The 11,426-nt window shown below is 66.5% G+C and carries 10 protein-coding genes and 1 tRNA gene; 4 read left to right on the top strand and 7 right to left on the bottom strand.

Features of this window, described 5'->3' with window-relative positions; genetic code table 11:
• The coding region (locus ACTIFJ_RS04665; protein WP_439532927.1) for a PAS domain-containing protein at positions 1–1,234 on the top strand (1,234 nt) is incomplete at its 5' end.
• 109 nt (positions 1,235–1,343) lie between these two features.
• On the opposite strand, the gene ACTIFJ_RS04660 is transcribed toward ACTIFJ_RS04665, so the two are convergent.
• On the bottom strand, positions 1,344–1,688 hold the full coding sequence (locus tag ACTIFJ_RS04660) for a hypothetical protein (RefSeq protein WP_439532926.1): 345 nt from the start codon (positions 1,686–1,688) through the stop codon (positions 1,344–1,346).
• A 115-nt stretch (positions 1,689–1,803) separates the two neighbouring features.
• Positions 1,804–1,879 (bottom strand) — tRNA-Glu (locus ACTIFJ_RS04655).
• Positions 1,880–2,216: 337 nt separating this feature from the next.
• Here ACTIFJ_RS04655 and ACTIFJ_RS04650 point away from each other — a divergent pair.
• On the top strand, positions 2,217–2,558 hold the full coding sequence (locus tag ACTIFJ_RS04650) for a PEPxxWA-CTERM sorting domain-containing protein (protein ID WP_439532925.1): 342 nt from the start codon (positions 2,217–2,219) through the stop codon (positions 2,556–2,558).
• Between the two features lie 3 nt (positions 2,559–2,561).
• On the opposite strand, the gene recJ is transcribed toward ACTIFJ_RS04650, so the two are convergent.
• The 4 genes from recJ to ACTIFJ_RS04630 form a co-directional block, all read right to left on the bottom strand.
• Positions 2,562–4,331, bottom strand: a complete 1,770-nt coding sequence (gene recJ / locus ACTIFJ_RS04645) for a single-stranded-DNA-specific exonuclease RecJ (protein WP_439532924.1) — start codon at positions 4,329–4,331, stop codon at positions 2,562–2,564.
• Between the two features lie 5 nt (positions 4,332–4,336).
• Complete coding sequence (gene glpX, locus ACTIFJ_RS04640) at positions 4,337–5,317, bottom strand: class II fructose-bisphosphatase (protein ID WP_439532923.1); 981 nt, start codon at positions 5,315–5,317, stop codon at positions 4,337–4,339.
• 61 nt (positions 5,318–5,378) lie between these two features.
• The gene (locus ACTIFJ_RS04635; RefSeq protein ID WP_439532922.1) at positions 5,379–6,671 is read right to left on the bottom strand and encodes a homoserine dehydrogenase; all 1,293 of its coding nucleotides are present in this window, start codon (positions 6,669–6,671) and stop codon (positions 5,379–5,381) included.
• 4 nt (positions 6,672–6,675) lie between these two features.
• Positions 6,676–7,884, bottom strand: coding sequence for an LL-diaminopimelate aminotransferase (locus tag ACTIFJ_RS04630; RefSeq protein ID WP_439532921.1), 1,209 nt, complete (start codon positions 7,882–7,884; stop codon positions 6,676–6,678).
• 304 nt (positions 7,885–8,188) lie between these two features.
• On the opposite strand from ACTIFJ_RS04630, the gene ACTIFJ_RS04625 reads away from it, so the two are divergent.
• Positions 8,189–9,961: a PHA/PHB synthase family protein gene (locus ACTIFJ_RS04625; RefSeq protein ID WP_439532920.1), complete on the top strand. Its 1,773-nt coding sequence runs from the start codon at positions 8,189–8,191 to the stop codon at positions 9,959–9,961.
• 10 nt (positions 9,962–9,971) lie between these two features.
• Here the strand turns inward: ACTIFJ_RS04625 and ACTIFJ_RS04620 are convergent, their stop codons facing one another.
• Positions 9,972–10,493: a GcrA family cell cycle regulator gene (locus tag ACTIFJ_RS04620; RefSeq protein ID WP_439532919.1), complete on the bottom strand. Its 522-nt coding sequence runs from the start codon at positions 10,491–10,493 to the stop codon at positions 9,972–9,974.
• Between the two features lie 82 nt (positions 10,494–10,575).
• Between ACTIFJ_RS04620 and ACTIFJ_RS04615 the strand changes: the two genes are divergently transcribed.
• Positions 10,576–11,415, top strand: a complete 840-nt coding sequence (locus ACTIFJ_RS04615; protein ID WP_439532918.1) for an ABC transporter permease — start codon at positions 10,576–10,578, stop codon at positions 11,413–11,415.
• Positions 11,416–11,426: the final 11 nt, after the last annotated feature.

Raw genomic sequence — 11,426 nt, 5'->3', positions numbered from 1 at the left:
TCCAGACGACCTGGATAGGATCATCGATGTACAAAAGTCCTTGCTCAGCGACGGCGGGCCGTATGATCTGGAATTCCGGGTCAAGCGGCCGGATGGCAGCCTGCGTTGGGTGCTGGCACGCGGCCGGACCCTGTTAGACGAGGTAGGCGGGCCCTGTGGTACTGCCGGGGTGTATCTTGATATAACCGCGCGCAAGGAAGGCGAACAGGCGCTCGCACGTCGCGATGCTCAGGCCGCTGCCAATGAGCGGCAGTTGCGGACAATCCTCAATACAATGCCGCAGATTGTCTGGTCGACCCAAGCGGACGGACGCCACGATTTTTATAACAGCCGCTGGTATGAGTTCACCGGTGTCTCTGAGATGGGCGGGTTGGGCCATGACTGGGTGCAGCTGTTCCACCCTGACGACCAGGAAAAAGCGAGGCAGATCTGGGCGCACAGCCTGCAGACCGGTTCGCCGTATGAGATCGAGATGCGCCTGCGGCGGCATGACGGCGTTTATCGCTGGATCCTGGCCCGGGCGCTGCCAATACGCGACGCCGAGGGCCAGATCGAACGCTGGTTTGGTACCTCGACAGACATTGATGATCTGAAGCTTGCCGAAGAGCAGCTCGACATGATCAATCGTGAGTTGTCGCACCGGATCCGCAACATCTTTGCCGTGGTGAACAGCTTGCTGATGCTGTCGTCGCGCGGCGATACCGCGCATCGGGCATTTGCCGATGCGGCGCGGGCGCGGATCGATGCGCTGTCCCGCGCACACGACTATATCCGCCCCGACGCCGCCGGCGCCAACGTCGATCCTTCACGGATCACGATGCACGGACTGCTCCACAGCCTGTTGTCGCCCTATGCGACGCCGCCGGGAGAAGGGGGCAGCGGCACCGACTGCATCGTTATTGCTGGCGACGACTTCCCGATCGGGGCCTCCGCAGCGACGTCACTGGCGCTGGTGGTGCATGAACTCGCGACCAATGCCATGAAACATGGGTGTCTTTCGTCCGATGGCGGCGTCTTGCGCATCACCACCCATGTCGAAGACAATGTGGCATCGATCGAATGGAGCGAGTGCGGCGGGCCTCCGGTGCGCGGCACACCGGTGCATCAGGGCTTTGGCACGACCTTGTCCGAGAGGGCGCTGAAGGTGCCGCTGGCCGCCAAGCTACAACGGACATGGCATGAAACCGGATTGATCGCCACGATCAGCGCGTCGGTCGATCGATTGGCACTATAGCAAAATTATGGGCGGCCTTCCGTTGGGAAGGCCGCCCTCTCACGCCCGCTCCCGGGGGCTGGGGACAGGCGGAGGTTCGATGCGGCCGGGTCAACCTCGGCCGAATTTTTTACGGACGATCGCGAACTGCATCGGCGGTCGCGTCGCCACGATCTTCGATGCGATCGGCCGTTGCCTCGGCCTGATTGCGGACCTGATCGGCCTCTGCTTCGACCGCATCGGCACGCGCATCAGTGGCGCCCGGCGCATTGTCGATGACGTCAGCCTGATTTTCGAGAGCATCAGCCTGATTTTCGCCAGCGTCACGCACGGAATCGGCGCGCATTTCGGCATTGTCCTCGACATTGTCAGCGGCCTGTTCATTCGGCGACTTGTTGCAGCCTGCCACCAGAAGCAGGAGGCTGGCGCCCAGCACCGAAGCTGTCACTGAAGTTCGCATTTGATATCCCTTCATTGCTCGTCCGCGTTCACCGCGGCAACGCCACGAAAACTGGCGGTGAACGATAAAGTTCCCATGAGGGCGGGGATTTGCGGAGGCCCGGATAGAAATGCTGGCACCGTATCAACGGTGGTGATCCCTACGGGAATCGAACCCGTGTTTTCGCCGTGAAAGGGCGACGTCCTAGACCGCTAGACGAAGGGACCGCAAGCCGGAAGCGGCTGGCTAGAGGTACCCGGCTGTCGCGTCAAGGCCTGTCTTCGCCGGGCACCTGAAGCGTGTTTGGTTAATGAATGAACATTTAACAAATGATTGCTTGAGAAACATCCAAAGTGGTTGCATTGGGGTCTTTGGATAGTTTCCCAGGAGTTCAACATGCCTTCGGTCGCAAGCAATTTGTTAATGTGCTTTTGCGCTGGCACCATGGGTGCGGTCTCCGTGCCCGTGGCCAAGAAAGCCATGAAATCAAAGCCGGCCATACATCGGGCCGTCTCCAAGCCTCGGCCGCAAGCGGCCGCCGCGGACGCCCCGTGCACGCCAGTCGTGCTGGCGACTGCGGCCATGCCGACGACGCCGGTCTCGATGCTCGAGACGATGCCGCTGCCTGATTTTACCGGATTCTCCAACGGCGGGGGCAGTGGCTTCCGCTCGATTGCAGCGGGCGGGCAGGGCAGCATCATGCCGTTCCGGGGCGGGCCGACCCCGGGGCCGGGCGCGCCGGCTGGTCCGGGAGATGGCGGCGGGGTGATCATCATTCCGCCGACGGAAGGCGTCGGCGACGTCGTGCCGGAACCGGGCACCTGGACCCTGATGATCGGCGGTTTCGGTGTTCTCGGCATGGCGATGCGTAACCGTCGCCAGTCTGGTCAGACCGACGTCAGCTGACGGTCAGCAGAAGGCAGCGTCCTCGATTTCCAGCTGCGCCTGCGGCTGGCTGCCCCAGTCATCGCGGGTGAGGCGGCCCGCCACGTGAAAGAACCGCTGGCCGGCGCCTGACAGGGCGGCGCCCAGCGGTGTTTCGGCCTGCCGAAAGGCGATGGCCTTGATCCGCGCGCCGTCGGCCCCGGCCAGGATTATCCGCAGATGGTTTTCCCCGACCACGCGCGTCTCCACGGCCCGCCACGGCCCCGACGCGAGGCGCGGCGCCGGCCAGCCCTGGCCATAGGGCCCCGCCACCTCCAGCGCCTCGTGCAGACGCAGATCGAGCGCGCGCGGGGCCAGCGCCGCGTCGCAGGACAGGCGGCGTACCGCCGTCGCCGCGCCGACATCGACGAGCAGCCGGGCGGCGAGAAAGCTTGAAAGCTCGGAGATGCGCTCGGCATCGAGCGTCACGCCTGCTGCCATGGCGTGGCCGCCGCCGGCCATCAGCAGGCCATGGTCGGCCGCCGCCAGAACGGCGGCGCCGAGATCGACGCCAGCCAGGCTGCGCCCCGAGCCCTTGGCAATGCCGTCCTCGCCGATGGCGATGACCAGCGCCGGACGGTGCAGCCGCTCCTTCAGCCTTGCCGCAACAATGCCGATCACGCCGGGGTGCCAGCCGGCCCCGGCGACCACGGTAATCGGCGAATCCTCCTGCTTGTGTGCCAGCGCCAGCGCCGCTTCGGTGACCTCCGCCTCGATCGCCTTGCGGTCGTCGTTCAGCCGGTTGAGCTCCTGGGCGATCTGCGCGGCCTCGGCCGGATCGTCGGTGGTAAGCAGCCGCACGCCGAGATCGGCCGCGCCGACACGGCCGCCGGCATTGACCCGCGGCCCGAGCGCAAAGCCGAGATCACGCGCCAGCGGCGGCCGTGTCACGCCGGCCACGTCCAGCAGCGCCGCCAAGCCGATATTGCGGCGCTGGCGCATCACCTTCAGCCCCTGCGCGACATAGGCGCGGTTAAGGCCGGTCAGCGGCGCCACATCGGCGACGGTGCCCAGCGCCACGAGGTCGAGCAGGCGGGTCAGCACCGGTTCGGGCCGCGACGCGAAATGGCCGGCGCTGCGCAAAGCCCGATTAAGGCTCACCGCCAGCAGGAACGCCAGTCCGACGGCAGCCAGATGGCCATGCGCGGCCGCCGGCCCGGTTTCGTCGAGGCGGTTGGGGTTGATCAGTGCCAGCGCCTCGGGGAGGGCCGTCGCCGCCTTGTGGTGGTCGACGACGATGACATCGAGACCGGCCTGGCGGGCGGCGGCGAGCGCGGCAAAGCCCTGCGTGCCGCAGTCGACGGTGATCACCAGCTCGGCGCCACGACCCTTCAGCGCCACCAGCGCCTCGGCCGAGGGCCCGTAGCCTTCCAGCAGCCGATCCGGGATATAATAGCCGGCGGGAACGCCCGCCCATTTCAGGTAGTTTATGAGAACTGCAGCGGACGTCGCGCCATCGACATCATAATCACCATAGACGACAATCCGCTCCTGCCGCGCGATTGCCTGCACGATCCGCGCTGTGGCGGCGTCCATGTCGGTGAAGCAGGAGGGGTCGGGCAGCCAGTCGCGGAGCGTTGGGGTCTTCAGCCGATCGAAATCTTCGGGCTGGGCGCCACGGGCGCGGAACAGCTGGTGCAGCAGGTCGTCGGGGCTATGGCCGTCCAGCCCGTCGCCGGGCATCAGGTCGCCGCGCCAGCGCCAGGACTGGCCGGAAAGAGAGTGATCGACGCCGAATACAGTCCCTGCGGACATGCCGCTCAGCGCCGGTCCCGCCGCTCGGTGGCCACGCGGCGGATAGTGCCGGAGGAGGCCCGCATCACCACGCTTTCGGTGGTGATGATGCCGCCACGCCGACGCTTGACGCCTTCGAGCAGCGAGCCGTCGGTGACGCCGGTAGCGGCGAAGATCACGTCGCCCTGCGCCAGATCCTCGAGCTTGTAGATCCGGTCGAGGTCGGTGATGCCCCAGCGATGGGCACGGCCGCGCTCGTCATCGTTGCGGAAGATCAGCCGGCCCTGCAACTGGCCACCGACGCAGCGCAGTGCCGCCGCCGCCAGCACGCCCTCGGGCGCGCCGCCGGAGCCCATGTAGATGTCGATGCCGGTATCGGGATCGGCGGTGGCGATGACGCCGGCGACATCGCCGTCCGGAATCAGCTGGATGCCGCAGCCGAGCGCCCGCAGTTCGGCGATCAGCGCCTGGTGGCGCGGCCGGTCCAGCACGCAGACGATCAGGTCGCCCGGCGCGCAGCCCTTGGCGGCGGCGACGGCGTTGACATTCTCGGTGGGCGTGCGGGCGAGGTCGATGGTGCCTTCCGGATAGTCCGGGCCGATAGCGATCTTGTCCATATAGACGTCGGGGGCGTTGAGCAGCCCGCCTTCCTCGGCGATGGCAAGCACGGCCAGCGCATTCGGCCCGGCCTTGGCGGTGATGGTGGTGCCTTCCAGCGGATCGAGCGCGATGTCGATCTTCGGACCGTTGCCGCGACCGACCTTCTCGCCAATGAACAGCATGGGCGCTTCGTCGCGCTCGCCTTCGCCGATCACCACGGTGCCTTCAAAATCCAACTCGTTCAGCGCATCGCGCATGGCCTCGACGGCGGCGGCATCGGCGGCCTTCTCGTCGCCGCGCCCGATGAGCCGCGAGGCAGCGATGGCGGCGGCCTCGGTCACCCGGACCATTTCGAGCACAAGGACCCGGTCGAGAACCGAGCTGCGGGCAGTTTTCAGATCAGGCATGGAAGGCTTCCAATCATTGAGCCCCAAGGCGTCTAGGCGCTTTGCGGGGTGGTGAAAAGGGTCAGAGATCGAGGATATGCATCATCACCGGGGCGCCGTTGACGGAGGGCGAGGCCGCCATCTGGGCGAGGCTGGCCAGCAACGCCGCCTCCTCGGTCAAATGGGTGACCATCACCACGATCGCCGAGGCATCGGCCTGTGAGGGCCGCTGGATCAGGCTTTCGATCGACACGCCATGGTCGCGCAGCGCCGCGGCCAGTTCGGCGAGCACGCCGGGCCGGTCGGCGACGGTCAGGCGCAGATAATAGCGCCCTTGGCGGCTGTCGCGGTCGGCCGGGGCCAGCGTTGCCCAGTCGGCGATCGGCATGCCGAAGGGCAGGGCGGTGTTGCCGCGGGCGATGTCGATGAGGTCGGCGACCACGGCACTGGCCGTCGGCCCCTCGCCGGCGCCACGCCCTTCGAGGAACAACCGCCCGACCGGATCGGCCTCGATCACCACGCCGTTGAGCGCGCCGGCGGTCGCGGCCAGCGGATGGCCGAGCGCTAGCAGCGCCGGGTGGACGCGCTGGAAAAGCTTGCCGTCGACCATCTCGGCCAGCCCGACCAGCTTGATCCGGAAGCCCAGCGCCGCGGCATGGTCGATATCGACCTTGTCGATGGCGCGGATGCCCTGGGTAGCGACCGCGTCGAAAGCCGGGGCGGTGCCGAAGGCCAGTGCCGCCAGGATCGCCAGCTTGTGGGCGGTGTCGATGCCGTCGATGTCGAAGCTCGGGTCGGCCTCGGCATAGCCGGCGGCCTGGGCGGCGGCGAGCACTGTGGCGAAATCCAGCCCCTCGGCCTCCATCCGCGTCAGGATGTAATTGCAGGTGCCGTTGAGCAGCCCATAGACCCGGCTGACCCGGTTTGCGGCGGCACCCTCGCTGAGCGCCTTGATTACCGGGATGCCGCCGGCCACGGCCGCCTCGTAACGCAGGGCCACGTCCCCGGTCTCGGCCAGTCCGGCCAGTTCCTTGCCATGATGGGCGATCATCGCCTTGTTGGCGGTGACCAGCGCCTTGCCACCGCCGAGCGTGCGCCGCGCCAGCGTCAGCGCCGGGCCGTCCGACCCGCCGATCAGCTCGACCACAACATCGACATCGTCCCGCCCGGCAAGCTCGGTGGCATCGTCCACCCAGTCGATCCCGGAGAGGTCTACACCGCGGTCACGGCCGCGGTCCCGCGCCGATACCGCCGTCACCACCAGCCCGCGCCCGGCCCGCCGGCCGATCAGATCGGCATTGTCGGCCAGCAGCCGAATGACGCCCGCGCCGACGGTCCCGAGCCCGGCAAGTCCGATACGAAGCGGTAAGGTCATGCGGTCAGCCCGTTCCCTTTGCGGGCGTGTTGACGCCCATCGATTGCAGATATTTTCGCACATTGCGCGCTGCCTGGCGCAGCCGCTGCTCGTTCTCGACCAGTGCGATGCGGACGAAGCCTTCGCCATCCTCGCCATAGCCGACGCCGGGCGCCACGGCGACGCCGGCATGGGTCAGCAGCTGCTTCGAGAATTCGAGGCTGCCGAGATGGGCCAGCGCCGGCGGCAGCGGTGCCCAGGCGAACATGCTGGCGCGCGGCGGCGGGATTTCCCAGCCGGCGCGGCCGAAGCTCTCCACCAGCACGTCGCGGCGGCGATGATAGAGCTTGCGGTTATTCTCGATGATGTCCTGCGGGCCGTTGAGCGCGGCCACCGCCGCCGCCTGGATCGGCGTGAAGGCGCCGTAATCCAGATAGGATTTCACCCGTGTCAGCGCCTGGATCAGAGTCTTGTTGCCGACCGCGAAGCCGATGCGCCAGCCGGCCATCGAATAGGTCTTGGACATCGAGGTGAACTCGATCGCCACGTCGCGGGCGCCGGGCACCTGAAGGATCGACGGGGTGGGGCAGCCATCGAAATATATTTCCGAATAGGCGAGGTCGGACAGCACATAGATGCCGTGCTGCTTGGCGAAGGCGACGACGCGCTCGTAGAAGGCGAGGTCGACGGTCTCGGCGGTCGGATTTGACGGATAGCCCATCACCAGCACCGAGGGCTTGGGCACGGTGAACCGCACCGCCCGCTCCAGCGCCTCGAAATAGCGCTCGTCCGGCGTCGTCGGCACGCTGCGAATGGTGGCGCCGGCGATGATGAAGCCGAAGGTGTGGATCGGATAGCTGGGGTTGGGCGCCAGCACGACGTCGCCGGGCGCGGTGATCGCCTGGGCGAGGTTGGCTAGCCCCTCCTTGGAGCCAAGCGTCACGACGACTTCCGACTCGGGATCGACCTCGACGCCGAAGCGGCGGGCATAATAGGCGGCCTGGGCCTTGCGCAGGCCGAGGATGCCGCGCGAGGCGGAATAGCCATGGGCATCGGGCTTGGCGGCAACCTCGGCCAACTTGGCGATGACATGCGGCGGTGGCGGCAGGTCCGGATTGCCCATGCCAAGATCGATGATGTCATCCCCGCGGGCACGGGCTGCCGCACGCATGCTGTTGACCTCAGCGATGACATAGGGCGGCAGGCGTTTGATGCGATAGAAATCTTCGGTCATGGTCAGGGGTCTCGGGGGGTGGGGGGCACCGTGGCTGATAACGACTGGCTGGCCGTGTTGCAAAGGAAAGGGCGGGCAAATCGCCCGGCAGGCCTCCAGAATTTTGCAGCCGGCCCGCCCGTCACGGCGGCGCCGGTAAAGTGCCGGTGGAAGGCGGGCGCGGCCCATCCTGCTCTTACCTTGCCCAAAAAACCTGCATAAGGTGGGGCAACAGGTGATCGGCCCGCCGTTTTCGGGGCCATGGGTTGAACACCCGCAAACTGTCACCCCGCAAGCTGTCACTGGGTCGAAGGAGGAAGAGCGCATGGCAAAGTCACCGGCCGAAGAGCACGGGACCGAAGAGCGTGGCCTCGATACCGAGGCGCTCGAACGCTTCCAGAAATGGACCGAGCTGACCGGGCGCGGCCAGCAGATGATGCTGGAATTCTGGACCCGCGAGGCCGATGTCCTGCCGATGCCCGATCCGCTCGGCCTGCTCGGCACCTGGCAGCGGGCGATGGGCGCCTGGATGAGCGACCCGGCCAAGCTGATGGACCTGCAGTCCCGCTACCTGACAGATGCCATGGCGATGTGGCAGAGCTTTCTCGTCCCCGGCAAGGCCGCCAGCCCGGTCGCCGAGACGCGTGACAAGCGCTTCGCCGGCGACGCCTGGCGCGAGACCCCGGCCTTCGATTTCCTGCGCCAGAGCTATTTGCTCGCCTCCACCTACATGCTCGAGGCCAGCAACCAGCTCGACGGGCTGGAGCCGCGCGAGCAGGCGCGGGCGAAGTTCCTCGTCAAGCAGTTCGTCGATGCGATGAGCCCGTCCAACTTCGCCCTCACCAACCCGGAGGTGATGACGGCGACCATCGCCACCGGCGGCGCCAATCTGATGAAGGGCCTCGAGCATCTGCTCGAAGACCTGAAGCAGGGCCGGATGAAGATGACCGATGAGAGCGCCTTCGAAGTCGGCCGCAACGTCGCGGCGACGCCGGGCCGGGTCGTCTTCGAGAACCGGCTGTTCCAGCTGATCCAGTACGCCCCGACCACCGACAAGGTCCATAGCGTGCCGCTGCTGGTGTTCCCGCCGTGGATCAACAAATTCTACATCCTCGATCTGACCCCCGAAAAGAGCTTCATCCGCTGGGCGGTCGAGCAGGGGCTGACGGTATTCGTTGCCTCATGGAAGAGTGCCGACGAGACGCTCGCCGATGTGACGCTCGACCATTATGTCGGCGAAGGCATGATGACCGCCATCGACGAGGTTCGCCGCATCTGCAAGGCGGATGCCGTCCACACCATCGGCTATTGCGTCGCCGGCACCACGCTCGCCGCCGCGCTGGCGGTGATGGAAGCCCGCGGCGAGGCCGGCAAGGTCGCCAGCGCCACCTTCTTCACCGCCCAGGTCGACATGAGCGAGTGCGGCGACCTCGGCGTTTTCATCGACGACGCGGTGCTGGAAACCCTGGCCCGGCTGACCGCCGAAAAGCCTTGGCTCGACGGCCGCAATATGGCGCTGACCTTCAACATGCTGCGCTCGAACGACCTGATCTGGAATTACGTCGTCAACAACTATCTGATGGGGAAAGACTATTTCCCCTTTGACCTGCTCTACTGGAATTCCGACGCCACCAACGTCCCGGCGCTCTGGCACCGCCAGTATCTGGAGGATATCTACCGCGACAATCTGCTGGTGAAGCCCGGCGGCATCACGTGCCTCGGCGTGCCGATCGACCTGTCGAAGGTATCGACCCCCTCCTACATCCAGGGCGGCAAGGAAGATCACATTGCCCCGGCGCCATCGGCCTACAAGCTGACCCGGCATTTCAAGGGCGACAAGCGCTACGTCCTCGCCGGCTCCGGCCATATCGCCGGCGTCGTCAACCCGCCGGCGGCGAAGAAGTACAATTACTGGACCAACGATTCGCTTCCGGAGACGTTCGAGGGCTTCGTCAGCGGCGCCACCGAGCACAAGGGCAGCTGGTGGCCGGACTGGATGGCCTGGCTGGCCGACCGTTCCGGCCCCAAGGTCGTCGCCCGCAAACCCGCCAAGGGCATCGAGCCGGCGCCCGGCCGCTATGTGAAGGAGCGGATTTAGCGGCCCTCGCTCAGCGGCGCGGCATGCCCGGCATCTGCGGCGGCGGCCGGCGGTCGCGGTCGCGGCGCGGCATTTGCGCCTGATAGGCCAGCAGGCAATGTTCGGAGCAATAAGGGAATCCAGTCTGCACCGGCTTGCCGCAGAAATGAAAATCCGGCTCGCCCGGGTGCCCGATCGGCCATTTGCAGATCCGCTCGTTCAGGTCGAGCAGCGTCGTCCGCGCCGCCTTGCCGGTGCGAACCGGGCGCTTGGCGGCGGCCTTGGCCGACGCGGCCGCAACAGGCGTCGGCGCGGCAGCGGGTGCGGGACCGGGGGCAGGGGCCGGGGCGGCCACGACGGGCTCGGCCTGGCTCGCGGGCTCCTCGCCGGCCTTTACCGGGGACGGCCGCGACTCGAGCCCGAGCCGATGCGCCTTGCCGATCACCGCATTGCGGGTGACGCCTTCGCCCAGCTTCTCGGCGATCTGGCTGGCGGTCATGCCGCTTTCCCAGCCCGACTTGAGGATGGCGATGCGTTCGTCGGTCCATGCCATGGCAGGATGAGTCCTTATGTTGACAGCGCGTCTTGCGGGGCGCGCCTTGCCGAGCGGGCGATGAGAAGGCTATGGCCACGGCATGACCAGCACAGACCCCATCACAACCGTGCAGCTTCGTCATCCCGAACCCGGGGTGGCGGTCATTGCCTCGGTCAATTGGCAGGGCCTGAACACCCTGTATCTGAAGGAGGTGCGCCGATTTTTCAAGGTGCAGTTGCAAACCATCTGGGCGCCGGCGATCACCACCCTGCTGTTCCTGGCCGTTTTCGCCGTCTCGCTGGGCCGCACGCGCACCGAGGTTCTGGGGGTTCCGTTCGCCGATTTCCTCGGCCCCGGGCTGATCGTCATGGGGATGATCCAGAATTCCTTCGCTAATTCCTCGTCCTCGCTCCTCACCGGCAAGATGCAGGGCAGCATCATCGACCTGCTGATGCCGCCGCTTTCTTCGGGCGAACTGCTGGTCGCCTTCGTCGCCGGCGCCGTGACCCGCGCCTGGCTGGTCGGTCTCGCTGTATGGCTGGTGATGCTGATTGCGCCCGGCGTCGACGTGCCGGTCCGCAACATCTTCGCGATCCTGTATTTCGGCACCGCCGGCGCCGTCATGCTGGCGCTGCTCGGCGTGCTGACCGGCATCTGGGCCGACAAGTTCGATCATGCCGCTGCCGTGACCAACTTCATCGTCCAGCCGCTGACCTTGCTTTCTGGCACCTTCTACACCGTCGACCGGCTCAGCCCCACCATGGCCTCGATCAGCCACTTCAACCCCTTCTTCTATATCATCGACGGCTTTCGCTCGGGCTTCATCGGTACCGCCAATGGCAATGTCATGCTCGGCGCCGGCCTGCTGCTGGTCCTCAACATCCTGCTCTGGTTCGTCTGCTACCAGGTGCTGCGCTCGGGGTGGCGACTGAAGGCATGATGTCGCGGCGG

The organism is Polymorphobacter sp. (assembly GCF_051860865.1).
GTDB lineage: Bacteria > Pseudomonadota > Alphaproteobacteria > Sphingomonadales > Sphingomonadaceae > Sandarakinorhabdus.
This window is presented reverse-complemented; position numbering and strand designations above follow the sequence as displayed.